Source organism: Pseudarthrobacter sp. HLT1-7 (assembly GCF_059383435.1).
This window is the reverse complement of sequence record NZ_JBWZCH010000003.1, coordinates 23405-47399: the sequence shown is the minus strand read 5'-3', so window position 1 is coordinate 47399 and position 23995 is coordinate 23405. Positions and strand designations below refer to the sequence as shown.

General features: G+C 68.5%; 20 protein-coding genes. 8 read left to right on the top strand and 12 right to left on the bottom strand.

The window, feature by feature from the left end; translation table 11 throughout:
* Positions 1-102 precede the first annotated feature (102 nt).
* From AC50X6_RS03875 to AC50X6_RS03850, 6 genes are all read left to right on the top strand, one after another.
* The gene (locus AC50X6_RS03875; protein ID WP_494964961.1) at positions 103-459 is read left to right on the top strand and encodes a YidH family protein; all 357 of its coding nucleotides are present in this window, start codon (positions 103-105) and stop codon (positions 457-459) included.
* Positions 456-827 carry a DUF202 domain-containing protein gene (locus AC50X6_RS03870; RefSeq protein WP_494964960.1) on the top strand — a complete coding sequence of 124 codons (372 nt, stop codon included), beginning with the start codon at positions 456-458 and terminating at the stop codon, positions 825-827. Before AC50X6_RS03875 ends, AC50X6_RS03870 begins: the two co-directional genes overlap by 4 nt.
* A 904-nt stretch (positions 828-1731) precedes the next feature.
* Positions 1732-2694 carry an MIP/aquaporin family protein gene (locus tag AC50X6_RS03865; protein ID WP_494964959.1) on the top strand — a complete coding sequence of 321 codons (963 nt, stop codon included), beginning with the start codon at positions 1732-1734 and terminating at the stop codon, positions 2692-2694.
* 144 nt (positions 2695-2838) lie between these two features.
* Positions 2839-4038 (top strand): exonuclease SbcCD subunit D, encoded by a 1200-nt coding sequence (locus AC50X6_RS03860; RefSeq protein ID WP_494964958.1) that lies wholly within the window; start codon positions 2839-2841, stop codon positions 4036-4038.
* Positions 4035-7208: an AAA family ATPase gene (locus AC50X6_RS03855; protein WP_494964957.1), complete on the top strand. Its 3174-nt coding sequence runs from the start codon at positions 4035-4037 to the stop codon at positions 7206-7208. The genes AC50X6_RS03860 and AC50X6_RS03855 overlap by 4 nt, the downstream gene beginning before the upstream one ends.
* A 111-nt stretch (positions 7209-7319) precedes the next feature.
* On the top strand, positions 7320-8747 hold the full coding sequence (locus AC50X6_RS03850) for an MFS transporter (RefSeq protein WP_494964956.1): 1428 nt from the start codon (positions 7320-7322) through the stop codon (positions 8745-8747).
* Positions 8748-8831: 84 nt separating this feature from the next.
* Here AC50X6_RS03850 and hpaD read toward each other — a convergent pair whose 3' ends face one another.
* The 6 genes from hpaD to AC50X6_RS03820 form a co-directional block, all read right to left on the bottom strand.
* Complete coding sequence (gene hpaD / locus AC50X6_RS03845; protein ID WP_494964955.1) at positions 8832-9905, bottom strand: 3,4-dihydroxyphenylacetate 2,3-dioxygenase; 1074 nt, start codon at positions 9903-9905, stop codon at positions 8832-8834.
* A 68-nt stretch (positions 9906-9973) separates the two neighbouring features.
* Entirely contained in the window at positions 9974-11479 is a 1506-nt protein-coding gene (hpaE, locus tag AC50X6_RS03840) for a 5-carboxymethyl-2-hydroxymuconate semialdehyde dehydrogenase (RefSeq protein ID WP_494964954.1), read from the bottom strand.
* 62 nt (positions 11480-11541) lie between these two features.
* Positions 11542-12486 (bottom strand): 4-hydroxy-tetrahydrodipicolinate synthase, encoded by a 945-nt coding sequence (gene dapA / locus AC50X6_RS03835; RefSeq protein ID WP_494964953.1) that lies wholly within the window; start codon positions 12484-12486, stop codon positions 11542-11544.
* 89 nt (positions 12487-12575) lie between these two features.
* Positions 12576-13253, bottom strand: a complete 678-nt coding sequence (locus AC50X6_RS03830; protein WP_326965578.1) for a GntR family transcriptional regulator — start codon at positions 13251-13253, stop codon at positions 12576-12578.
* Entirely contained in the window at positions 13250-14806 is a 1557-nt protein-coding gene (locus AC50X6_RS03825; RefSeq protein ID WP_494964952.1) for a fumarylacetoacetate hydrolase family protein, read from the bottom strand. Before AC50X6_RS03825 ends, AC50X6_RS03830 begins: the two co-directional genes overlap by 4 nt.
* 158 nt (positions 14807-14964) lie before the next feature.
* Positions 14965-15681 carry an IclR family transcriptional regulator gene (locus tag AC50X6_RS03820; protein WP_494964951.1) on the bottom strand — a complete coding sequence of 239 codons (717 nt, stop codon included), beginning with the start codon at positions 15679-15681 and terminating at the stop codon, positions 14965-14967.
* A 289-nt stretch (positions 15682-15970) separates the two neighbouring features.
* Between AC50X6_RS03820 and AC50X6_RS03815 the strand changes: the two genes are divergently transcribed.
* On the top strand, positions 15971-17326 hold the full coding sequence (locus tag AC50X6_RS03815) for an MFS transporter (protein WP_494964950.1): 1356 nt from the start codon (positions 15971-15973) through the stop codon (positions 17324-17326).
* 167 nt (positions 17327-17493) lie between these two features.
* Here the strand turns inward: AC50X6_RS03815 and AC50X6_RS03810 are convergent, their stop codons facing one another.
* From AC50X6_RS03810 to AC50X6_RS03785, 6 genes are all read right to left on the bottom strand, one after another.
* Positions 17494-18144 (bottom strand): phosphoribosyltransferase, encoded by a 651-nt coding sequence (locus AC50X6_RS03810; protein ID WP_494965140.1) that lies wholly within the window; start codon positions 18142-18144, stop codon positions 17494-17496.
* Positions 18145-18307: 163 nt separating this feature from the next.
* Complete coding sequence (locus AC50X6_RS03805) at positions 18308-19135, bottom strand: alpha/beta fold hydrolase (RefSeq protein ID WP_494964949.1); 828 nt, start codon at positions 19133-19135, stop codon at positions 18308-18310.
* Between the two features lie 17 nt (positions 19136-19152).
* Positions 19153-19482, bottom strand: coding sequence for a biotin/lipoyl-containing protein (locus tag AC50X6_RS03800; protein ID WP_326965573.1), 330 nt, complete (start codon positions 19480-19482; stop codon positions 19153-19155).
* The gene (locus AC50X6_RS03795; RefSeq protein ID WP_326965659.1) at positions 19475-20458 is read right to left on the bottom strand and encodes an alpha-ketoacid dehydrogenase subunit beta; all 984 of its coding nucleotides are present in this window, start codon (positions 20456-20458) and stop codon (positions 19475-19477) included. The genes AC50X6_RS03800 and AC50X6_RS03795 overlap by 8 nt, the downstream gene beginning before the upstream one ends.
* 97 nt (positions 20459-20555) lie before the next feature.
* Complete coding sequence (locus AC50X6_RS03790; protein WP_494964948.1) at positions 20556-21617, bottom strand: thiamine pyrophosphate-dependent enzyme; 1062 nt, start codon at positions 21615-21617, stop codon at positions 20556-20558.
* Between the two features lie 121 nt (positions 21618-21738).
* A complete protein-coding gene (locus AC50X6_RS03785) occupies positions 21739-23157 on the bottom strand; it encodes an amino acid permease (RefSeq protein ID WP_494964947.1) in 1419 nt (472 codons plus the stop codon).
* Between the two features lie 186 nt (positions 23158-23343).
* Between AC50X6_RS03785 and AC50X6_RS03780 the strand changes: the two genes are divergently transcribed.
* Positions 23344-23817, top strand: coding sequence for an Lrp/AsnC family transcriptional regulator (locus AC50X6_RS03780; RefSeq protein ID WP_326965570.1), 474 nt, complete (start codon positions 23344-23346; stop codon positions 23815-23817).
* Positions 23818-23995: the final 178 nt, after the last annotated feature.

Sequence of the window (23995 nt, the reverse complement as noted above, 5' to 3'; positions counted from 1 at the left end):
CCGGTAGGGTTCTGTTGAGGACAGTCCGACGCCGGCCGGCGCGGTGGAGCGAAGCGCACGGTGACCCCAGGGGAACCCAACACAGGAACAGCAGGGAAACGAATGCGGGAACCAGCGTGGCGGAAGACCGGCAGCACCCCTGACTATCGCTTCTCCCTGGCCAACGAGCGGACCTTCCTGGCGTGGATCAGGACGTCGCTGGCGCTGATCGCGGGAGCCCTCGCCATTGACCAGCTGGCCCCGGACATTGCTCCGGCCCCTGTCCGGATCGCCTTGTGCGTGGTGCTGGCGGTCCTCGGAGCCGGGCTGGCTTCCCTGTCCTACAGGCGGTGGACACGGATGGAAGCTGCCATGCGCAATAACCAGGAACTCCCCTTTTCCGGGGTGATGCTGATCATGACCGCAGGCATCGCGGTGGCCGCCCTCACTGTCGCCGCTCTGATCCTCGTGGCGCGGTGACCCTGCCACCGTCCGGGCCAGGGTTCCGGGATCCCGGACTGCAGCCCGAGCGCACCACCCTGTCCTGGGGTCGGACCTTGCTGTCCCTCGTCGTCGCTGACCTGTTCATCTGGCGCAGCTGGGCGCTGTCCGGGCCGGGGCCGGAGAGCGGCGGCCGGCTGCCGGACAGCAGCGGCTTCGACTACCTGGGGCTGTCCGCCGGGACGGCGCTGGCTGCCACCGCCGTCCTGTTCATGTGTGTGCAGCTGCGCTCCCGGCAGCTCCGGCGCTCCAACACCGCGGCGCCGGCCCCGCTGCTGCTCAGCGCGGCGGCTGCCGTCGTCGCGCTGGCCGGCAGCACAGTCGCCGCGCTGGCACTGGGCCGTTAGCGGGCATTTTCCTTAGTTCGTCGGGGGTTCAGCCAGCGCCAGGATCTTTTCGCGCCGGGGGACATGCCCATTCTTTGCACCCGGGACAGGGCATAACGGGACTATGTCCACCCGCCGGCCCGGGCGCGGGGCATGTCCCTTGGGGCGGTGTTCAGTCCAGCGGGACATGCCCATTCTTCGCACCGGAAACTGGGCACAATGACACTATGCCCACCCGCCGGCCCGGGCGCGGGGCATGTCCCGCCCAGCGGGGCAGATCCGCTGGGTACGCCGCGTCCGGCGGGCATTTTCGTTGATCTGGCCGGACGTAGGTGGCCGTTGGCGGCGCTCCTTCCCGGTTACCTGCCGCCACACCTGCTATCGGCCCGGGAAAGGCCCGGGTTCCCGCGGGCTTGTGGCGCCGGACGCCGAAGTAACCGGGCAGGATCGTCGCGGCCCGTCGCATCGGGCTGGTCCGGTCCGGCGTTGGGCTGGTCCGGCGGCGTGGAACCTGGACCTTTTCGCGCCGCGGGGGACATGCTCATTCTTCGCACCCGGAACTGAGCATAGTGGCGCTATGTCCACCCGCTGCCCCCGGCGCGGGGCATGTTCCTTTGGCCGGTGTCCAGTCCAGCGGGACATGCCCATCCTTCGCGCCCGGGACCGGGCATAGTGACGCTATGTCCATCCGCTGGCTCCGGCGCGGGGCATGTCCCTGAGCAGTGCCCTCCCAGCCCCAGGGCCAAGCCACCCGGCGAACCAACGAAAACGTCCGTTAGGCTCGGACCCAGCCAACGTCCAGATTCCGCTGGAAGACTGCTCGCGGACGGCCTGCCGGGCGGCGTCATCGCGCCCGCCGGGCCGGAGAGCCGTCTGCCTGATCCCCGCCGCAGCCGCATACCCCCAGCAAAAGGACTTCGATACCATGACTACGCCTGTGCCAGCCCCCGAGACGGGCACGCTCCCGCCCGCCAGCATCGACGAGGCGCAGCGGGCCGGACTCCCCGCCCGGCTGTCCGCCGAGGCGATGGGGACGCTTTTTGTGGTGGTCATCGGCCTGGGCGTGCCCGTGTTCACCATTCCCCAGACAAATCCGCTGCCCGCTTCCCTGGCCGGGGGACTGGCTCTCACGGCCGCCATGCTGGCGTTCGGCTACCTCTCCGGAGGGCACTTTAACCCCGCCGTCACGGTGGGCAACGCCATCGCCGGCCGCATCAGGCTGGCGGACGCCGCGGCCTACCTCGGTGCCCAGCTTGCCGGCGCGCTGCTCGGCGCGGTCACACTCTTTGGCATCCTGCGCACCATCCCCAAAATCAGCGACACCCGGGCCGCCTTCGACACCGTCACGGCCGGCTTCGGCGAGAACTCCATCATCCAGGCCCCGCTGGCAGGGGTGCTCCTCGTGGAGGTCCTGGGCGCCGCGCTTCTGATGGCCGTTTACCTCGGCGTGGCCTCAGCCCGGAACCCCGCCAGGGCGGCGGCCCCGTTCGCCGTCGGCCTGACCATGGCCGTGCTGCTGCAGCTCGGGCAGACGATCGGTAACACCCCCTTCAACCCGGCCCGCGCCACGGCTTCGGCACTCTTCAGCAGCCCGGACTCACTCGGCCAGCTGTGGCTCTTCTGGGTCGCTCCGCTGATCGGCGCGGCACTGGCCGGACTGGTCTTCCGGGGCTTTGCACTCGCGGCTCCCGGCAGCGTTGCGGCGCCTGAGCCGGATGTGGTCGGGCCGGATGTTGCCGAGCCGGATGTTGCTGAGCCGGCGCTTGAGCCGGATGTTGCTGACGACGACGGCGCTTCCGCCGCACCCGCCGTCCGTAACGACCGGGCTGCGCAGTCCCGCCCGCGAAGCGACGAGGCGCGCGACTTCTTCGACAAGCGCGGGGAGTAGTCCGGGCGCCGAGTCGTGCCGCACACTACAACGCGGGGTCACATCCGGCCCATGCCAGGCAGCGGGACCGGCCGGAACTGACCCCGCGTTGCTGTTCCGGAGCGGTGGCGCACCACTGTCAGTGCCAGCCGATACCGTAGGAGCATGTTGTTACTGCACACTTCGGACTGGCATCTGGGCCGGTCGTTCCACGGCGTTGGAATGCTCGACGCCCAGCGCGCCTTTGTGGACCAGCTCGTCACATTCGTCCGCGATGAGTCGGTGGACGTCGTCCTCATCGCCGGCGACGTCTATGACCGTGCCCTGCCCGGAGTCGACGTCGTCGGCCTGCTCGACGACGCCCTCGTGCGCCTCACCGGCGCCGGCGCGCAGGTGGTGCTGACCAGCGGCAACCACGATTCGGCCATCCGGCTCGGCTTCGCCTCCCGTTTGCTCGAACGCGGGGGAGTGCACCTGCGCACGCGGCTGGCCGAGCTGGACAAGCCTGTACTTTTCCCGCTCGACGGCGATGCCGGCACGGCGGCCGAGGCGGATCCGGACACCGGCCCGGTACTGGCCATCTACGGCATCCCCTGGCTGGAACCACGGCTCGTGGCCGAACAGCTGGGGGTCCGGACCGCCAGCCACTTCGAGGTCACCCGGGCCGCCACCGCACGGATCCGGGACGATCTTGCCGCCCGGGCCCGGACGCGGACGGTTCATTCCGTGGTCCTGGCGCACACCTTTGCCAGCGGCGGGATCAGCTCGGACAGCGAGCGTGACCTAAGTATCGGCGGCGTCGGCGCTGTCCCGCTGGATCTCTTCGACGGCTTCGGCTACACGGCGCTTGGCCACCTGCATGGCCGGCAGCAGCTCTCAGCCGCCGTGCGCTACTCCGGTTCTCCGCTCGCGTACTCGTTTTCGGAGGCGAAGCACAAAAAGGGCAGCTGGCTCGTCGAAGTGGATACCGCCGGCATCGGCGAGGTCCGCGAGGTGCTTTGGGAGGCGCCCCGGGCGCTGGCCGTTCTGCGCGGCAAGCTGGATGAGCTGCTCTCCGCCGAGGAATTCGACTGGGCCGAAGGCGCCTACTGCCAGATCACCCTGACCGACGCCCAGCGTCCGGCGCAGGCCATGGACAGGCTGCGTTCGCGGTTTCCCGACACTCTCGTCCTCGGCTTCGACCCCGAAGGCGCCGCCGCTGGCACCAGAATCAGCTACAGCAGCCGGCTGGCCGAAGCCGACGACGACCTGTCCATCTGCTGCGGCTTCCTGGAACACGTCCGCGGACGCAGCACGGACGACGCCGAATCCGTCGTCCTGGCAGAAGCCCTCGAAGCCGTGCGCCTGGAAGGAATTTCCCTGTGAGGATCCACCGTCTCGAAATCTCCGCCTTCGGCCCTTTCGCCGGTTCCGAACACATCGATTTCGACCGCCTGAGTACCCACGGGCTGTTTCTGTTGAATGGCCCCACCGGAGCCGGCAAGACGAGCGTCCTGGACGCCATCTGCTTCGCGCTCTACGGCTCGGTCCCAGGGGCCCGGCAGGACGGAAAACGGCTGCGCAGCGACCACGCCGGGGCCGCCGCCGAGCCCCGCGTCACCTGCGAGTTCTCCGCCCGCGGCCGGCACTTCGAGGTTTCCCGCTCGCCCGCGTGGGACAAGCCGAGCGCCCGGGGCAAAAACGGGTTCACCGTCCAGCAGGCCAACACCCTGCTGCGCGAACGCGTCGACGGCGAATGGCTGGAAAAGTCCGGCCGCAACGACGAGGCCGGGGCCGAGATCGCCGATGTCCTAGGCATGAACCGCGAACAGTTCACCCGGGTGGTGATGCTGCCGCAGGGCGACTTCGCCGCTTTCCTTCGGTCCAAACCCACGGACCGCATGGAACTGCTCCAAAGCCTGTTCGGCACCCAGCGCTTCGAGGCCGTGGAACAGGAACTCGCACGGAAAGCGAAGGCCGCCGGCACCGAGGTGGCCGGCCTCAACAGCCAGCTGGAGTTGCTGCTTGCCCAGGCCGAGGCCGAAACAGCGGCCCTCGAGCTCGACACCTCGGAAGCCCCGGACCGAGCCGATCCCGGCTCGCTCCTGGCCTGGCTCGGTGCCGGCGCCGCCTCCGCCGCAGCCGGACGCCAAGCTGCCGCTGCCGGGGCCGAGCGGCTACGCGCCGACCATTTGGCCGAACTCGACGCCGCCACGGCCCGGGCCGCCCGCCAAGCCAAACTCGCCGCCGCCGAAAGGCGCCGGGCCGAGAACGAGGCCGCCAGGCCGGTTCTGGCGGTCAGGATCGACAAGCTGGGCCTGCACCGCAGGGCGGAAGTACTAGGCGGACTGCTGCAGGCAGTGGAAAGCGCCGAAGCGGCCCAAATGCTGGCAACGGTGGCCCTGACCGGTGCGACGGAAGAACTGCGTGCCGCGGCGCTCACAGACCCCGAGCTCCTGTCGCTCCGGGGCGGATCCCCGGAACGTCCTGCGGATTCCCTCACTGGAGGCACCCCCGAAGGCGGGCTTGCCGGTGCTCCCGGCTGTGCTCCTGCCGGCGGACTCATCGATGGCACTCCCGCCGGCGCTCCTGTCGGCGCTCCCGACGGCGGACTCTTCGATGGTGCTGCCCTGCGGGCCGCGCTGGGGGGGCTGCGGTCCGTCCGGGCTGTGCTGGCGGAACGGCTGCCGGACGAAGGCAGGCTTTCCGGACTGCTGGCCCGCGCCACGCAGCTCCGCGGGACGCTTGAGAAGCTGGCCGCGGGACGCCGCACGGGGACAACGGCACTGGAGGCACTGAAGGCTGAATCGGAGGCACTGCTCGGCGGCCTGCGTCCGCTCGAGGAACTTGCAGCCGACATCCAGCTGCGCAATAAGGAAGCCGACGCCGCCACGGAACTCGTGGCCATGGTCGGGCGGTACGCCGCAGCGACAATTGCCTGCGCCGCCGCCGCTGAGCGCCACAGCCTCGCCCGGGACCAGCACCAGGGCCGGCGCCAGCGCTGGCTGGATCTCCGCGAGGAACGGCTTGCCAACGCCGCCGCCGAGCTTGCGTCCCAGCTGCGGCCCGGCCTCCCGTGCCCAGTGTGCGGCAGCCCCGAACACCCGGCCCCCGCCCCGGCGGCCGCTTCCGCACTGGCCGTCGCCGAGGCGGAGCAGGCAGCGCAGCTCGCAAGCGAGGAAGCCGAAATGGCTCTGGCCGAGCGTGAACGCGATCTTGCCGATGCCCAGCAGGAGCTTGCCGTGCTGGCGGCCCAGGGTGGCCGCACCGCGCCCGGGGATGCCCGCCTCGAGGCGGTGCTGGCAGCAGAACGCGCGGCCGAGGCCGGCCGCGCTGCCCGGGAGCTGGAGGCGAGCCGCGCCCGGCAAGTGGAGCTCGTCGAGGAAATTTCCGCTGCCGGACTGGTCCAAGTGGCTGCCGGATCCAAGATTGCCCAGACGGAATCAACCATCGCCGAAGTCCAGGACCAGGCGGGCGACCTGGGACTGGCCCTCGGGAAACTGCGCGCCGGGCACCCTACCCTGGCGGAGCGGATTGCCGCCCTCAACGGAACCACCGCCGTCCTGGAACGGGCAGAGGCGGCACGGGCCCGGCTGGAACAGGCCCAGTCCCGCACCGCGGATGCCGGGACGCAGCTGGGGCTGGCACTGCCGGCGTCCGGTTTCGACTCCGCAGCGGAAGCCAGGGCTGTGCTCCTCCCTGCCGGCGATGCCGCCGGCCTCGAAGCCGCCATCCGGTCCGGTCAGGACGAGGCCGCCCGGATCGAGGAACTCTTCGCCGGTGACCAGCTTGCCCTCGCTGTCCGTGAACTGGAAACCGGGGCCCCTCTCGCGGACGGGGACCTGGAGCAGCTCCGCGCCGGGGCGGCCGCAGCGGAGCTCGCCGCACGGCAGGCCGGTCTCGCCTCGGTCCTCGCGGAGAAGTCAGTGCGGACGCTGGGCCGCATCGCTGGCGACTTTGCCGAACGTGCCGCTGCCAGCCGGGAGCCCCGCGAACGGGCGGCGCTGCTGACCGCCGTCGCCGACGCCGCCCGCGGCGCGGGAGACAACACCTACCGCATGAGCCTGAACAGCTACGTGCTCGCGGCCCGACTGGAACAGGTGGCCGTCGCCGCCTCGGAACGGCTGATTGGCATGAGCGATGGCCGCTACACGCTGCAGCACACCGACGCCAGGGCAGCACGCGGGCAGAAATCCGGGCTCGGCCTGGAAGTCCTGGACCAGTGGACCGGCCAGCGCCGTGATACTGCGACGCTTTCCGGCGGCGAGTCCTTTATGGCCTCGCTGGCGCTGGCCCTCGGGCTCGCGGACGTCGTGCAGCAGGAATCCGGCGGCGTGGATATCGAGACCCTCTTCGTGGATGAGGGCTTCGGAAGCCTCGATGAACAGGCCCTGGAACAGGTCATGGATGCCCTCGAAGGACTTCGCGACGGCGGCCGGGTGGTGGGGCTTGTGAGTCACGTGGCGGAAATGAAGCAGCGCATCAGCACCCAGCTCCAGGTGATCAAGGAACGCCACGGGTCCACTCTGCACATTTCCGACGACGGCCGGGTCTGATGCCGCAGCCGGGCCCCGGCAAAGAACCAAGTTGCGGCTACACTTAAACCGTTACCGGGTCGCGCGCATCGGGAGGAGGGACGATGCGCACCATTGAACGAACCCGGAATTATGAACCCCTCAACGCCTTCCACAGCGTCAATTACTCCAGCGCCGCCTTCCACAGCGCGAGTTTCTCCAGCGTCAATTTCCCCGCCGCCTGATTTCGAGGCGGACCTTTCCCGCGCGCCTGATCCCGCACCCAGCACCGGCGGCCGCTACGCCCGGCTTCCGCTGCTGGCCGGCAGGACGTTCATTCCGCTGGGACTTTTCGCCAGGCTTCCGCTCGCCATGCTGACCGTCGGTGCGTTGACCCTGGTCACCGCCGTTACCGGCTCCTACGCGGTGGGCGGCGTGTCGGCCGGGGCCGTCGGCATCGGTTCAGCGTTCGGCGCCCCCGTTCTCGGAGCGTTGGCGGACCGGCTGGGCCAGCGCCCGGTGCTGGTTTTCGCCGCGATCTTCAACACGGTCGCCGTCGTCGCCCTGATCATCGCCGCCTACCTGATCCCGGGCGGGCAGGACATGGCCACGGCCGTCCCCGTTCTTGCCGCCGCATTCGTGGCCGGTGCGAGCTGCCCGCAGGTGGGCCCGCTCGCCCGGGTCCGCTGGATGGCGCTGACCTCCCGGGGCGGACGAGATGCCAACAGCGAGGACCTTGACACGGCCCTGTCCTACGAAAGCACCGCCGACGAACTGACCTTCGTCCTGGGTCCGGCGCTGGTGGGCATCCTCGCCAGCCTGATTGCGCCCTGGTTGCCGCTGGCGCTCGCCGCCGTACTGACCATCACCCTCGTCCCCGCCTTCGCCGTTCACCCCACGCACCACGCGGTACTCCGCACCCCGGCGCGGACCGCGGCCGGCGCGGCAGCCGAGAAGGAACGCCGGAAGGCTATGCCTGCCGGGCAGCGTCTCGCCTCCTTCGCCGCCGTCGTTCTTCCGGTGCTGGCCATGGTCTGCATGGGAACGTTCTTCGGCTCGACGCAGACGTCCCTGAGTTCCTTCGCCGCCAGCTTTGCGACGTCCGAATTGGCCGGACTGTTGTACGCGGTGATGGGCTTGAGCTCGGCCGCAGCGGCGCTCTCGGTGGCCTACTGGCCGCAGCGCTTCTCGGCCAATGCCCGCTGGCTGGCCTGTGCGGGGCTGATGGCCGTGCTCTCGGTGCTGCTGCTCCTGCCTTCCACGGCGCTGCCCATGGTCCTGGTGCTACTGGTCCTGGGCCTGCCAGTGGGTCCGCTGATGGTCACGGTATTCGCCATTGGCGGCGTCGTCGCGCCGGCCGGCAAACTCGGCACGGTCATGACGGCGCTGGCCAGCGGCATTGTCGCCGGCACCGCGCTGGGCTCCTCGATTGCCGGAGCGCTGGCGCAGAACAGCGGCTATTCCACGGCCTTCATCGTTCCCGTGTGCGCCGCGGCGGCGCTGTTCCTGCTGGGCGCGGCAGCCGCCGTCGTCCTCCACCGGAAGAAGCCGACGACGGCGGCGCCCCACCCCCGCACCTGACCTCCCCGGATGCGCTATCACTTGTGGCGGCTCAGAGGGCGTCAGAGGGACATCAAGTGATAGCGCAACGGGTGGGGAAGGGGATTAGAGCTGGGTGCCGAGCTTGAAGCCGCGCTCCTCGCCCGGCTCGCGGGTGTAGGCGAAGCCGTCGGCGCCGACGGTCACGGCCATCTCGCTGCTGTCGGTGCGGATGACGAGCGGCTGGGGGTTGCCGTCGAGGTCCAGCACCAGGGAGGCCTCTGTGTACCAGGACGGGACCACTGCGTTGCCCCACCAGTCGCGGCGCTGGTTGTCGTGCACGTCCCAGGTGATGGTGGGGTTGTCCGGGTCTCCGGTGTAGTAGTCCTGGGTGTAGATCTCGATCCGGTGCCCGTCGGGATCCAGGATGTACAGGTAGAAGGCATTCGAGACGCCGTGCCGGCCGGGACCGCGTTCGATCCGGTCAGAGATGCGCAGGGCGCCCATCTTGTCGCAGATCTGGATGATGTTGTGCTTCTCGTGGGTGGAGAACGCGATGTGGTGCATCCGGGGGCCGTCGCCGCCGGTCAGGGCGGTGTCATGCACGGTCTGCTTGCGGTGCATCCAGGCGGCGTAGGTGACGCCGTCGGAGTCCTTGATGTCCTCGGACACCCGGAAGCCCAGGTCCTCGAGGTACTTCCGGCCACGCGGCACATCCGGGGTGACCTGGTTGAAGTGGTCCAGCCGGACGAGTTCGCCGGCGCCGTAAAGGTCGTAGCGCTGGGTGAGGCGCTCCACATGCTCCACCTCGTAGAAGAACTCGTAGGGGAAGCCGAGCGGGTCCTCCACCCGGACGGAATCGCCGATGCCCCGGACAAACCCCTCCGTGCGGCGCTCGGTGCGGCAACCCAGTTCCTTGTAGTAGGCCTCGGCGGCGTCCACCTCGGCGGGGGACTTCACCCGAAAGGCGAGGGCGGCCGCGGCGGCCACGGGGCCCTTGCGCAGGACCAGGTTGTGGTGGATGAACTCTTCGAAGGAGCGCAGGTAGATGGCCTCGTCGTCCTCGTAGGTGACGTGCAGGCCCAGCAGGTCCACGTAGAAGGCACGTGACTTTTCCAGGTCGGTGACTACCAGGTCCATGTAAGCGCAGCGGACGATGTCCGGCGCAGGGACCGCGGGGGTGATGATGTCGTTTGCCATGTCAGGGCTCCTCATTGGGTGGTGGCAGTACGTTGGCGGGCGGCCGGGCGGGCAGGCAGCCGATTGTGCTACTGCGACGCCGATGCGCCGAATTTGGGGGTGTGGACGGCGCCCAGCGTGATGTGGACGGCCTGCTGGTCCGTGTAGAAGTCAATGGAGCGGTAGCCGCCCTCGTGGCCCAGGCCGGAGGCCTTGACGCCGCCGAACGGGGTGCGGAGGTCCCGGACATTGTGGCTGTTGAGCCAGACCATGCCGGCCTCCAGACTCTGGGAGAAGTTGTGCGCCCGGGTCAGGTCGTTGGTCCAGACATAGGCCGCGAGGCCGTACCGGGTGTTGTTCGCCAGCGCCAGTGCCTCGGCGTCGTCGTCGAACGGGGTGATGGTGACGACGGGGCCGAAGATTTCCTCCTGGAAGATCCTGGCGTCCGGCCGGACGTCGGCGAAGACAGTGGGGGCGATGTAGTTTCCTCCTGGAAGCCCCTCGGGCCGCCCGCCGCCGGCAAGCAGCCGGCCCTCGGTCTTGCCGATTTCGACGTACCTGGCGACCTTGTCGTAGTGCTCGGGGTGCACCAGCGCGCCCACCTCGGTCTTCGGGTCATGCGGGTCGCCCACCACGATATTCCTGGCCCGCGCCGCGTACTGTTCGCAGAACGCCTCGTAAATATGCCGGTGCACCAGGATCCGCGAGCCGGCCGTGCAGCGCTCGCCGTTGAGCGAGAAGACACCGAACAGGGTGGAATCGATGGCTGCGTCGAGGTCGGCGTCGGCGAAGATAATCGCCGGGCTCTTGCCGCCGAGTTCCATGGAGAGGCCCTTGAGGTTATCCGCGGCGTTGCGGAAGATCGTCTTGCCGGTGGTGGTCTCACCGGTGAAGGAGATCAGCGGGACGTCCGGGTGCTTCACGAGCGCGTCGCCGGCCTCCTCGCCGAGGCCGTTGACCAGGTTGAAGACGCCGTCGGGCAGCCCGGCGTCCTTGAAGATCTTCGCCCAGAGGGACGCGGACAGGGGCGTGAACTCGGCCGGTTTGAGCACCACGGTATTGCCGGTGGCCAGCGCCGGGGCCAGCTTCCAGGATTCCAGCATAAACGGCGTGTTCCAGGGAGTGATGAGGCCGGCGACGCCGATCGGCTTGCGGTTGACGTAGTTGATCTGCGCCCCGGGGACCTTCATCGCGTCGTCGAACTGCGCCACGATAAGATCGGCGAAAAAGCGGAAATTCTCGGCCGCCCGCAGCGCCTGGCCCTTGGCCTGGGTGATGGGCAGCCCGGTATCGAAGGTTTCCAGCTGGGCCAGCCGCGTTTCCTGGGCCTCGACGGCCTCGGCGATCCGGTGCAGGATCCGGGCGCGTTCGCGGGGCTTCATCCGCGGCCACGGGCCGGTGGTGAAGGCCTTGCGGGCGGCGGCGACGGCGAGGTCGACGTCTTCCTTCTGCCCGGCGGCGGCGGTGGCGTAGGTCTCGTTGGACACCGGGTCCAGGACATCGAAAGTCGCCCCGTTGACGGAATCGACGAACTCGCCGTCGATGTAGTGGCGGATGTGCGTGGGGAGGTCGTCTGGAATGTAGTGCTCAGCCATGGGAATGATCCTTTGCTTCTGCGTGAAATTCTTCCGGGTGAAATTCTTCTGCGCGGCGGGTGTTACCGGTTGATCCGGAAGCCGTCGACGGGGGTGAGGTAGTCCCGGCCCGCTTCCATCAGTTCGGTGATCTTCTTCAGCCCGGGTTCGGTGGGCGTGATGAGCGGGGGCCGCACATAGTCGGAGGAGATCAGCCCGGCCTGTGCCATCAGCCATTTGCCGGGCGCCGGGTTGGTCTCGACGAACAGCAGGTCCACCAGCGGGTGCACGCCGTAGTGGATCTCCCGGGCGGTCTCGAAGTCGCCGTCGACCCAGGCCTGGTACATGTCCGCGGAGGCCTTCGGCGCGATGTTGGCCAGGGCGGAGATGAAGCCGACGCCGCCGATCGCCATGAGCGGCAGGCAAAGAAGTTCGATGCCTGACCAGACCAGCAGGTCCTTGCCGGCGAGGTGCATAACCCGGGAGAAGTGCTCGAAATCCTTGGTGGTTTCTTTGATACCGACGATGTTATCGAAGCCGCGGAACAGCCGGGCCACCGTCTCCGGGGCCATGTCCACCGCGGTGCGCGAGGGCACGTTGTAGATCACGAACGGCATCTGCGGGAATTCGGTGGCGATTGTGGCGTACCAGCGGTACAGCGCCTCCTGTGTGGGTCGCGAATAGTAGGGCGTGATGATGATCGACGCGTCGGCGCCGGCGTCGACGGCGGCCTGCGTGAGTTCCAAAGTCTCGGCCAGTTTCGCGGTGCCGGTGCCGGCCATAAACGGGACACGGTCGCCGATTGCGGCGGCGGTGACCCGGATGGCTTCGGCGCGCTCCTCCACGGACTGGGCGCTGGGTTCGCCGGTGGAGCCGCCGATCGTGATGCCGGCGGAGCCGCTGGCGATCTGCCACTCAACCATGTTGCGCAGGCTCACGTGGTCAACGTCCCCTGTCTCGGTGAACGGGGTGAACATTGCGGCGAGGGAGCCTTTGAGATGCTGCTGCGGATCGGAACGGAACTTCATTGTTATTCCTTGTCGTTTCGGGGGGATCCGGCTTCGGGGCCGGGGTGGTCGCCGGAGTCGTATCAGGGGATGGTGGCAGGAGACTGCTGCTAGGAGAGCGTGGGCGCCGCGTCGGAACGGCTGCGGGCGAGGTAGGCGTCAAGGGTGGCGGCGCGGTGGGCCCGGGCAGCGCGTTCGACGTCGTCCGCCGAAGCGCCCGTCTCGAGCAGCACCAGCAGCGCTTCGTGTTCGGCCACGGACTCGCGCGCCCGGCCGGGGACGTAGCTGAAGGTGGAAGACCGCAGCGCCTGCAGCCGGTTCCAGCCGCGGTGCACGAGATCCAGGATGTGCGGGTTGGGGCAGTACTCGAACAGGACGCCGTGGAAGTCCTGGTTCAGGCTCGTGAAACGGACCGGATCGAAGTGGTCCAGGCACTCTCGCATCAGGGCGTTGATGGCCCGGGCGCGTTCAATGTCCGCAGCGGAGACCAGCGGGGCGGCGAGGGCGGTGGCCGCACCCTCCACGATGCTCAGCGTTTGCATGGTGTAGAGGTATTCGGTGGGGTCGATCCCGGCCACAGTGGCGCCGACGTTGCGTTCGAACACCACAAAGCGCTCCGCCTCGAGCCTGCGGATGGCTTCGCGGACCGGCACCACGCTGACGCCCAGGTCCTCGGCAATCTTGGCCAGCACCAAACGGTAGCCGGGGGAGTATTCGCCGCCCAGGATGCTGGCCTTGATGGCGGCGTAGGCCTGTTCCGATTTACTGGCGGCGGCCGGCACACTCATTGGGCGGGCGCTTTCAGGGAAGGTGCTTCCTGGTCGGGCGCTTCCTGGGAGGGCGCCTCCTGGGCAGGTGCGGCGGCGTGGGCGGCGGACCATCTGCGGAATTTTTCCTGCCACTGCGCGTTCATCGGGTAAAGCCCGTCCACGCTGTGCCCGGCGGCCACCATCTCCGCTATGTACGACTCCTCGGCTTCCTGCACGAGCGAGTCGTCGGCCAGTTCTTCGGCGAGTGCCGGCGGGATCACCAGGAGGCCGTCGGCGTCGCCGACGATGATGTCGCCCGGCTGCACGGTGGCGCCGCCGCACGAGATGGTGAGGTCAACGTCCCAGGGGATGTGGCGCCGGCCGAGGACGGCGGGGTGCGCGTTGGCGAAGTACGTGGGCATCGCCAGGGCGCCGACGGCGGTGACGTCCCGGACGCCGCCGTCGGTGATGATGGCCACGGCGCCGTTGACCTCGGCGCGGAGGGCGAGAATGTCTCCCACCGTTCCGGTGCCTTTCTCTCCGCGGGCCTCCATGACCAGGATCTCGCCGTCCCGCAGCGAGTCGATGGCGCGCTTCTGGGCGTTGAAGCCGCCGCCGTGGGCCTTGAACAGGTCCTCGCGGTTGGGCACGTAGCGCAGCGTCCGGGCGATGCCCACCACCTTGCGGTCCGGCCGGGTGGACTGCAGGCCGTCGATGCTGACGTTGTTGAGCCCGCGCTTGCGGAGCTGGGAGCTCAGGGTGGCGGTCCCGACGGACTCCAGCTTGGCTTTCAGCTCCGGCGTCAGCACTGGCACAGTGGCCAGCACGGGCGCAGGGGCGGTGGCGGTCTCCTCCGGGGCCGGTGTGCCGTACGCCTCGGCGCGCTGCGTTTCATCGGTGCGCGGCCCGGCACCGTAGTTGGCCAGTGGGACAGTGCCCTGGACCACGGTGGTGGAGAGCTTCCCGGTGCTGAGGCCGGAAGCCGGGGCGTCCACTTCGACTTCCATAACGTCACCGGGCTGGGCGACGGAGGCTCCCGCGGGCGTTCCCGTCAGGATGATGTCGCCCGGCTCCAGAGTCAGCAGCTGGGACAAATCCGCCACAAGCCTGGCGAACGGGAACAGCAGCGTGTCCGTGGTGTCATCCTGGACCGGTTTTCCGTTGAGCCAGGTGCGGATGCGGAGCCCGGCGGGGTCGACGTCCCGGGCGGAAAGCAGGGCCGGACCCACGGGCGTGAAGCCGTCGCCGCCCTTGGATCGGAGGTTGGAACCCTTGTCTGCGTAGCGGAGGTCATAGACGCCGAGGTCGTTGGCGGCGGTAATGGAGCCAACGTGGGCCCAGGCGTCCGCGGGGGACACACGGCGCGCCCGGGTGCCGATCACCAGCGCCACCTCGCCCTCGAAGGCCAGCAGCTCGCAGCCCTCCGGGCGCTCCACGGTTCCGCCGCTGCGGCTGAGGGAGGAGGACGGCTTCAGGAAATAGGAGGGCTGCTCCGGGGTGCGGCCCCGCTGGGCCGCACGGCTGGGGTAGTTGATGTGTACCGCGATGACCTTGCCGGCGGCGGCAAGGTCATCCTGCGAAAGCTGCTCCATCGCATCTCCTCATTGAGTATGAAATCGTATACGATACAACCTGCCCGAGACGGAGCCGCTTGTCAAGCATCTTGCGGCAGCTGGCCCCGGGGTGCTGGTGGGCATTTTCGTTAGTTCGTCGGGGGCGCAGGCGCGGACCGGCGAGTGCCCCTCCGGCGTCAGCCCAGCTGGCTCTCGATCCGTCCGGCGCTCGCGGCCAGGGCCGCGGCCACCTCCGCAGGGTCCTGGGCGGCGCGGATGTAGACGACGGCGATGGCCGCCGGACGCCCGCCCGGAACCCGGACTGGGACGGCGAGTGAGGAGACTCCTGCGATGACCTCGTCATGGCTGGCCGCGTATCCCCGGCGTCTGGCCTCGGTAGCCTCGGACCGGTAGGGGATCCCGGGGGCGAGGACATTCCACTCCTGTTCGGAGTGGGCCGACTGGATGGCGATACCGGGGGCACCGGCGCTGATCGGGTGCCGGGAGCCAGGATGCTGGACCACCGCGGCGCCGGTATGCCGCGGATCCACGCTGACCAGGGTGACGCAGTCCTCGTGGTCCCAGACCGCCACGAAGGCGCTCATGGTCAGGGTGTTTGCGAGTTGGGTCAGCTCGGGCAGGGCGGCGGTCTGCAGATTCCGGGCCACTCCGCGGGCCAGCACGGCGAGGCCGGGGCCCGGCTGGACCCGCCCGCCGTCGTCGCGCACCAACAGGGAATGGTCCTCCAGGGTGCGCAGGATCCGGTAGGCCACGGAGCGGTGGACCCCCATGGCGCCGGCGAGTTCGGCAATGCTCAGCGGCTCTTGGGCCTCGGCGAGGATTTCCAATGCGCGGATGCCGCGGGAGAGCGTCTGCGAGGGGGAGGCCTGGTTGCCGGCGGCGTTCGCTGTCATTTGTCCATCCTAGGTCCGGTGGCCGGGCCCGGCGCGGGACCGGCTGACGGGCAGGAGCCTCGTGGGTCCCTCCGGGCCCGCGACCGTGAACTGCTGACGCGGCAGGACCGGGCCGGAGCCCGGGGTCTGCGATGTCATGTGTCGGCCGTGGCGTGAAATTTCAAAAATTGTGTGCGCCTTATCACATTTTCGTAGTAAGGTACTTCTTACCAACTAACTGACCGTTCGATCAGTAAATCGCCAGGCACCCACCCCGGGCAGTTCACCTGCCCCCAGCAACGGAGTTTCAATGACCGCAACTTCATTCGTCGATTCAGAGGCGGGCCCCAGCAGCAAGCATGAGGAACGCAAGGTCCTCGCCGGGACGCTGGTCGGTACCACCATCGAGTGGTACGACTTCTTCATCTTCGCCCAGCTGACAGCAACGCTGCTGTCGCCGCTGTTCCTCACCCCGCTGCAGAATTCGAATCCGGGACTGGCGCAGATCCTGTCCTTCGCCCTCATCGGCATCAGCTTCCTGTTCCGCCCGCTCGGCGCCGTCGTCGCCGGCCACCTCGGTGACCGCCTCGGACGCAAGGCCATGCTGGTCTTCACACTCATCATGATGGGTGCCGCGACGGCCCTTATCGGTATGCTGCCCACCTATGCCCAGATCGGCGTCTGGGCTCCGATCCTGCTGATCTTCCTCCGTATCGTCCAGGGCTTCTCCGCCGGCGGTGAATGGGGCGGCGCCGCCCTGATGGCCGTGGAGCACGCCCCCAAGAGCAAGCGCGGCCTGTTCGGCGCCTACCCTCAGATCGGTGTTCCGGTGGGCATGATCCTCGCCACCGGACTGCTGTACTTCCTGAACACAGGCATGTCCAAGGAGGACTTCGCTTCGTGGGGCTGGCGTGTACCGTTCCTGCTCTCCATCGCACTGATCGTGGTCGGCTACCTGATCCGCCGCGCGGTCGCCGAGAGCCCCGTCTTCAAGGAGATGCAGGACCGCAAGGAAGAAAGCAAGGCGCCGCTCGGGGAGCTGTTCCGGAAGCACAAAAAGGCCGTTCTCTACTCGACGATGATCTTTATCGGCAATAACGCCGCCGGCTACCTGCTGATCGCGTTCTTCATCTCCTACGCGACCAAGACACTGAAGATGCCCACCCCGCAGATCCTGCTGGCCACCACACTGGCCTCCTTCGGCTGGCTGATCTTTACCCTGGTGGGCGGCTGGCTGTCGGACAAGATCGGCCGGGTCAAGACCTTCCTGATCGGCTACGGCATCGTCTTCGCCTGGATGATCCCGATGTTCGCGCTCATTGATACTAAAAACATCGTTCTCTACGGCGTCGCGCTGTTCGTCCTGACCATCGGCCTGGGCCTGTCCTATGGCCCGATGTCCGCAATGTACGCCGAAATGTTCCCGGCGAACGTGCGCTACTCGGGCATCTCGATCGGGTACGCCTTCGGCGCCATCCTCGGCGGCGCGTTCGCGGCGACCATTGCGGAGGCCCTGCTGCAGGGCACCAAGTGGACCGGATCTATCGGTATCTACATCATGATCCTCTGCGTCATCTCGGCAGTCGGCGTTATCCTGGCCGGGGAAACCAGGGGCCGCCCGCTCGGCGTCAGCCACCACGCGCCGGCCGAGACGGCAAAGCACTAAGAATCAGCAACACGGAACCAGCCACACAGAACTAGCCACATAGCGAGGGGCGCGGGCCGAAAGGTCCGTGCCCCTCGCTTTTAAGCAACGCGTTTAGAAGCAACGCGGGGTCACTTCGCGCCCATCCAAGGCCGCCGCACGGGCCGTATCTGACCCCGCGTTGCTGTTCAGGCGGGGCGGGCACCGAGGAGCCGGACGACGTCGTGGTCCTGCACCTGCGCGAAGGTCCGGTAATAGCTGCCGACGGTGCGGAACTGGCCGGGAAGGTGCAGGAAGAAGACGGCGTCGGCCAGCTGCTCCAGCGCCGTCCCAGCTTCCAGCGAGGCTACGGGGACCCCGACGACGACGGTTGCGGCGCCCGCCGCCCGCACCGCCTCGAGCCCGGCCCGCATGGTTGCTCCCGTGGCCAGCCCGTCGTCGACCAGGATGACGGTGCTGCCCGCGAGCACCGGCCGGGGTCCCGGATACGCCGCAGCGCGGCGTTCCAGCTCGGCCCGCTCGGTACCTTCCACCCGGTCCAGCTCGGACTGCCGGACACCGACTTCCAGAAGCCTGGTCACAAGGGGCCGGTTGAGCACACGCACCACCCGGCCGGCTGACCAGGCAAGCGCGCCGAAGGCCGTTTCCTCGTGGCCGGGAATCCCCAGTTTGCGGACCAGGAGTACATCAAAGGGAAGCCGGAGGGCCTCGGCGGCGGCGGCCGCCACCGGCACGCCGCCGCGGGCCAGACCCAGCACCAGCGTGTCCGGCCGTCCCCGGAACTGGGGGAGGGCGGCCGCCAACAACCGGCCGGCCTCATTGCGGTCTGTGAAGCGCATGCCCACGGGGTCCCTCCTCCGGTTCCGGCCACTTTGCTGCGGCCAGTTCCATCCATCCGTCGTGCCGGAACAATGCGGGGTCACCTACGGCCCATCCACGTCGCCCGGATGGGCCATAGGTGACCCCGCGTTGCCTTAAGACGGCAGGCGCCCTCAGACGCCCTCAGACGCCCAGGAAGCTGACGGCCCCCTGCTTAAACGCGCGGCTGGTGATGGCGTTGGTATGGTTCCGGCCCGGCAGGATCAGCTGTTCCACCATAGCGCCGGCCGTGGCGCCGAGCGCGGCGAGCTCCGGCATGGAGGCGGCACGGTGGTCCTTCTCGCCGGCCACCAGCAGCATCGGCATGTGCGGGACAGCCTCGGCGGGATCGAACGGCTCGCTCTTGACCGCTTCCACGAGGGACAGCAGCGAGAAGATGTTGTTGCTCGGCAGCAGCTGGGCCATCTTCAGCAGCCCGGCGGTCGATTCATCCGCAATCGGGGTGCCGTCGGCGAGGTAGCGCTGGGCCGCGACGAGGTCGAAGTCCGCGAGGGGATCCGCCACGTTCGGCCCGCCCAGGACCAGCCGGTGGACCAGCTCATGCTGTGTCGCCCCGAACTCCCAGGCAAGCCGCGAGCCGAGGGAATACCCGATCAGATCCAGGCCGCTGGCCGGGTCGCCGTCGCGCACGGGCCGGACGCCGGCGTCCACGGCAATCTGGAGCAGATCCGCGCGGATCCGGCTCGGCGCGTAGGAATCCATGTCCTCGGGGGCGCCGCTGCGGCCGTGGCCGGGCAGGTCCACGGTGATGACGCGGCGGCCGGCCCCGAGCAGGGCGGTGATCCAGCCGGTATCTTCCCAGTTGAGCTTGGCGGAGGAGGAGAAGCCGTGCAGCAGCAGCACGGGGCGCAGCCCGGCGTCGTCCTGCGGTTCGTGGACCGCGACGTACAGCTGCGGGTCGGTGCCCTCCACCGTGTGGGAATGCAGTTCGCCGGTGTGTCTGCCGCTCATGGTGTCAGTCCTCGCTGTCAGTCCTCGTCAAGTACGGCGCTCAGGCGGACCCGGCGCTTCGGTGCCTCTTCCTTCGGGACCGTGCCCACGATGCCGGCGGTATTGTCCGGCACCTCAAACACAATCAGGGGCTCGCCGACATTGATCGTGTCACCGGGCCCGCCGTGGATACGCACCACCTTACCTGCCTGCGGGCTGGGCAATTCAACGGCCGACTTGGTGGTTTCGACCTCGACGAGCGGCTGGTTGCGCTCCACCTGCTCGCCCGGGGACACCAGCCATTCCAGCACGGTGGCCTCGATCAGGCCCTCGCCGAGGTCGGGCAGCGGGAAGGAAATTTCAGCCACGTTTGTACTCCAATACTCGCTGGATGCCGAAGAGGATCCGGTCAATGTTCGGGATGTATTCGTCTTCCAGGTCCCCCGAAGGATAGGGGACGTCGAAGCCGGTGACCCGCTCCACCGGGGCCCTGAGGGTGTCAAAGCAGTTGTGCGTGATCAGCTGTGCCACCTCGGCGCCCAGCCCGGAGGTCAGCGGCGCTTCGTGGACGACGACGGCGCGGCGCGTCTTCCGCACGGACGCGGCCAGCGCCCCGGCGTCGATCGGCTTGAGCCAGCGCAGGTCCAGGACCTCGACGTCGATCCCGTCCTCGGCGGCGAGTTCAGCCACCTGCAGGCAGCGGGCCACCATTGCGCCCCACGCGACGAGGGTGAGGTGGCGGCCCTCGCGCATAACCTTGGCACCGGTGGGGGAGCCTCCGGCTGCATCGTGCGTGGCGGCGTCCACCTCGCCCTTCTGCCAGTAGCGGGACTTCGGCTCCATGAAGATCACCGGGTCCGGGCGGGTGGCGGCGTACTTGAGCAGATGGTAGGCCTCGTGCGGGTTCGACGGCGAGACCACCTTGAGCCCCGGCACATGGGCGAAGAGCGCCTCGAGGCTTTCGCCGTGGTGCTCGGGGGCGCGGATACCGCCGAAGCTTGGCACGCGCAGGGTGATCGGCATCGGCAGGGTGCCCCGGCTGCGGTAGTTCATCCGCGCGATCTGGCAGACGATCTGGTTGATGGCGGGGTAGGCGAAGCCGTCGAACTGGACCTCGGGGATCGGGTGGAAGCCTGCCATCGCCAGGCCCACGGACATGCCGAGGATGCCGGATTCCGCCAGCGGGGTGTCGAAGACCCGCTGTTCGCCGTGTTTGGCCTGCAGCCCGTCCGTGATGCGGAAGACGCCGCCGAGCCGGCCGCAGTCCTCGCCAAAAATGACGGCCTTGGGGTTCTCCGCAAGCACCTCGTCGAGGGCCCGGTTGAGCGCCTGCTGCATGGACATCACGGTGCCGGCACTTTCCGGTGCCGGCGCCGGGGATTGGGCCTGGGACGGGGATTGGGCCTGTCGAAGTCCGGCGGTCCCGCCGTCGATCGTCGAATTAGACATGTTCGGACTCCTCGCGCCAGCTGGCGGCCTGGGCCTGCAGGGCAGGGGTGGTTTCCTGGAAGACCAGGTCGAACATTTCGGTGCCGGGGCGGGAGCCGAGGGCCTGGATGCCGGCCCGGGTCTGCTCCACTTCGGTCTTCGCGGCGGCGAGGGCCTCGGCGAAGAATGCCCCGTCCGCGATCCCCTCGGCGAGCAGCCGCTGCCGGAAGCGTTCCAGCGGGTCCACGCCCGCGTCGTCGCGCTCCTCGTCAAGGGAGCGGTAGCGGCCGGGGTCATCGGAGGTCGAGTGCGGGCCACGGCGGTAGGTCATGGCCTCGATGAGCACGGGACCGTTGCCGGACCGTGCGTGCGCGAAGGCGCGCCGGGTGGCCTCGAGGACCGCGACGACGTCGTCGCCGTCGATCTGCAGCGCCGGCATGCCGTAGCCGGCCGCGCGGGCGGCGACCGAACCGCCGGCCACCTGGCGTTCGGTGGGGACCGAGATGGCCCACCCGTTGTTCTGGACGAAGAACACCACGGGGGCCTTCATCACGGCGGCGAAGTTCATGGCCTCGTGGACATCGCCCTGCGAGGAGGCACCGTCGCCGAAGTAGGTCATGGCCACGCCGAGGGTGCAGCCGAGGGTGCCGCCGTCCTTTTGCTCCAGCGTCTGGCCATGCGCCCAGCCGACGGCGTGCAGCACGGATCCGGCCACGACGGCCTGGATCGGGGCCAGGCGGGACTCCATCGGATTGTAGAGCCCACCGTGCCAGGTGGCCTTGTGGGTGGACATATAGGACACCATGTCCACGCCCATGGTCCGGGCGACGCCCATCTCGCGGTAGGTGGGGAAGACGAAGTCCCGGGTAATATCCACGGCGTAGCCGCTGCCCACCTGGGCCGCCTCCTGACCGAGTTCCGGCGCGTATCCGGGGATAATGCCCTGCCGCTGCCAGGCGATAGCCGAGGTGTCGAGATGGCGGACCGCCACCATGAGCGAGTAGAGCTCGCGGAGCTGTGCGGGGCTGGGCGACTCGGCAGCGTCGCCGGAAACCGCCGGAGGAAGTGTGTCCATGGCTGTGACCCTAGTCACCGCGGGCTTGCTGAGCAATCCGCTAAGGAATTGCTGGCCAGACTGTCAAGAACTGCATGCTTCCATGCCGGTGAGCGTGGCAATTTGTACAGGTCATGCCGGGTTACTTCGTGTCGGCGGGCTCGGCGGGCTCGGCGGGCTCGGCGGGCTCGGCGTGGCGGCTGCGGGTCAGCCGGGCGCCGGTCCAGCAGGCCGCGGCAATGCCGGCCACCAGAGCGATGGTGCTGACGAGCTGCCTGCTGCTGTCCGGGCTGCTGAAGCCGACGGCGAAGATCAGGGCCAGGAGGACAAGGCCGAAGATCGTCAGGCCCGGGAAGCCCCGCATCCGCAGCGGCAGGGGGGTGCCCTCACGGTCTGCCCGGCGGCGGAGGATCAGCTGGGACACCAGGGCGGAGCCCCAGACGATCAGGCACGTCGAACCGACCAGCTGGAACAGTGCCGGCAGGATCTGCTCAGGGAAGAGCAGCTCCAGCACCGCGGCCAGGAAGCCGAACGCCACCGAGACGCCGACGGCGACCATCGGCACGCGCGCCGTATTGATTTTCGAAAGAAACGCGGGGGCCTCGCCGCGTTCGGAGAGTGAGAACACCATCCGGGAGGCACCGTACAGGTTCGCGTTCAGGGCCGAGAGGAGCGCGACGACGGCCACCAGGGTGATGGCGGCACCGGCACCGGGGATGCCGGCCAGGTCCAGGACGCCGGCGAACGGGGACTTCAGCGCCTCCGAGGTGTACGGAAGGACTGCGGCGATCACGAAGACGGAGCCGATGTAGAAGACAAGGATCCGCCACACGACCGTGCGGATCGCCTGGCCCACGCTGTGCTGGGGGTTCTCGGTCTCGGCGGCGGCCACACTGACGATCTCGGTGCCGCCGAAGGCGAAGATCACCACGAAAAGCGCGCTCGCGATCCCGCCGAGGCCCTCTGGGGCGAAGTCGGTGGTGATGTTGCCCAGACCCGGGGAGGTGACGTCCGGCAGCCAGCCCAGCAGCAAGGCGGTGCCGATCCCCAGGAACAGCAGGATGGCGGCAACCTTGAGAATCGCGAACCAGAACTCAAACTCGCCGAAGTTCTTCACCCCGGCGAGGTTGATTGCCGTGAACAGGACCATAAACAGGAGCGACAGGGCCCAGACCGGGATTACCGGCCACACCGTGAACAGCAGCCCGGCGGCGCCGAGGGCTTCGGCGGCGATCACGACGACGAGCTGCAGCCACCAGAGCCAGCCCACGGTGGCTCCCGCGGTCCTGCCCATGGCCTTTGCGGCGTAGACGGAGAACGCGCCGCTGTTGGGATTGGCGGCCGCCATCTCGCCGAGGGCCCACATCACGAGGATGATCAGGGTTCCCGCGACCAGGTAGGAAACCAGGACGGCAGGCCCGGCGGCCTGGACCCCGGCTCCGGAGCCCAGGAACAGGCCGGCGCCGATGGCGCTGCCGAGTCCCATCATGGTGAGCTGGCGTGGCTTCATGCTGCGGCCCAGTGTCAGGCCGGGGCGCTCCGCGGTGGACTTCATTGTCATGCTGGCGAACCTTCGTGTGGTGTGGAACTGGGGGTCTTTGTGGGACCTCTTGAATTTACCGCCTTTCACGCGAAGGATCGGCCGTCCGCGTTCCGGCGGCGTGGGAACATGGTGGCAGTTTGCTAGCTGAAACGGAGTATCGGCAGCGATTTGTCACGGCCGCTGCCCCGATGAGAGGAGTATTCGATGGACGTTGATCCGCTGGATGCGAAAATTGTCCGGTTCTTTACGGATTCGCCCCGGGCCTCGGTGCTGGAGGCCTCCCGGGTGCTCAGGGTTGCCCGCGCCACTGTGCAGGCACGGCTGGACCGGATGCAGGGCAGCGGCGTCATCGGGTCCTGGGTGCCGCAGCCGGATCCGGCCCATTTCGGCTTTCCGGTGGTGGCGTTCTGCTCCCTGACGATCAACCAGGACCTGGGGCACGACGCCGTCGTCGAAGCTCTGGCGCGAATTCCGGAACTCATCGAGATCCACACCGTTTCCGGCAGTTCGGATCTGATGGCGCGCATCGCGGCCCGCTCCAACCCTGACCTGCAGCGGGTCCTCGATGCCATGATCGCCACGAGGACGGTGCTGCGGTCCTCCTCGGTGATCGTGCTCAACACGCATTTCCAGGGCCGCACCCTGCCGCTGCTGGAGGCCGCCGCCGAGGGAGGGTGAACAGGCGGCGAGCCCGGCAGGCCCGCCCGGACGGCTCGGCCAGCCCGCCCGGTGCGCGGCAGCAGCCGAAGGTGACCTGAAACATTTTGCGCCCGGCCCCTAACGTCGTAGACTTAGTTCTAGTCAATCTGACTATAACTACTCCGGCGGTCGGGCCGGATCCGTCCGGGCAGTCCGA

What these genes read in the sequence shown, in the direction of transcription:
- AC50X6_RS03875 (WP_494964961.1), top strand. Translation starts at nt 103, where the DNA reads ATGCGGGAACCAGCGTGGCGGAAGACCGGCAGCACCCCTGACTATCGC.
- AC50X6_RS03865 (WP_494964959.1), top strand. Translation starts at nt 1,732, where the DNA reads ATGACTACGCCTGTGCCAGCCCCCGAGACGGGCACGCTCCCGCCCGCC.
- AC50X6_RS03860 (WP_494964958.1), top strand. Translation starts at nt 2,839, where the DNA reads ATGTTGTTACTGCACACTTCGGACTGGCATCTGGGCCGGTCGTTCCAC.
- AC50X6_RS03850 (WP_494964956.1), top strand. Translation starts at nt 7,320, where the DNA reads ATGAACCCCTCAACGCCTTCCACAGCGTCAATTACTCCAGCGCCGCCT.
- hpaD (WP_494964955.1), bottom strand. Translation starts at nt 9,905, where the DNA reads ATGGCAAACGACATCATCACCCCCGCGGTCCCTGCGCCGGACATCGTC.
- hpaE (WP_494964954.1), bottom strand. Translation starts at nt 11,479, where the DNA reads ATGGCTGAGCACTACATTCCAGACGACCTCCCCACGCACATCCGCCAC.
- dapA (WP_494964953.1), bottom strand. Translation starts at nt 12,486, where the DNA reads ATGAAGTTCCGTTCCGATCCGCAGCAGCATCTCAAAGGCTCCCTCGCC.
- AC50X6_RS03830 (WP_326965578.1), bottom strand. Translation starts at nt 13,253, where the DNA reads ATGAGTGTGCCGGCCGCCGCCAGTAAATCGGAACAGGCCTACGCCGCC.
- AC50X6_RS03825 (WP_494964952.1), bottom strand. Translation starts at nt 14,806, where the DNA reads ATGGAGCAGCTTTCGCAGGATGACCTTGCCGCCGCCGGCAAGGTCATC.
- AC50X6_RS03820 (WP_494964951.1), bottom strand. Translation starts at nt 15,681, where the DNA reads ATGACAGCGAACGCCGCCGGCAACCAGGCCTCCCCCTCGCAGACGCTC.
- AC50X6_RS03815 (WP_494964950.1), top strand. Translation starts at nt 15,971, where the DNA reads ATGACCGCAACTTCATTCGTCGATTCAGAGGCGGGCCCCAGCAGCAAG.
- AC50X6_RS03810 (WP_494965140.1), bottom strand. Translation starts at nt 18,144, where the DNA reads ATGCGCTTCACAGACCGCAATGAGGCCGGCCGGTTGTTGGCGGCCGCC.
- AC50X6_RS03805 (WP_494964949.1), bottom strand. Translation starts at nt 19,135, where the DNA reads ATGAGCGGCAGACACACCGGCGAACTGCATTCCCACACGGTGGAGGGC.
- AC50X6_RS03795 (WP_326965659.1), bottom strand. Translation starts at nt 20,458, where the DNA reads ATGTCCATGCAGCAGGCGCTCAACCGGGCCCTCGACGAGGTGCTTGCG.
- AC50X6_RS03790 (WP_494964948.1), bottom strand. Translation starts at nt 21,617, where the DNA reads ATGGACACACTTCCTCCGGCGGTTTCCGGCGACGCTGCCGAGTCGCCC.
- AC50X6_RS03785 (WP_494964947.1), bottom strand. Translation starts at nt 23,157, where the DNA reads ATGACAATGAAGTCCACCGCGGAGCGCCCCGGCCTGACACTGGGCCGC.
- AC50X6_RS03780 (WP_326965570.1), top strand. Translation starts at nt 23,344, where the DNA reads ATGGACGTTGATCCGCTGGATGCGAAAATTGTCCGGTTCTTTACGGAT.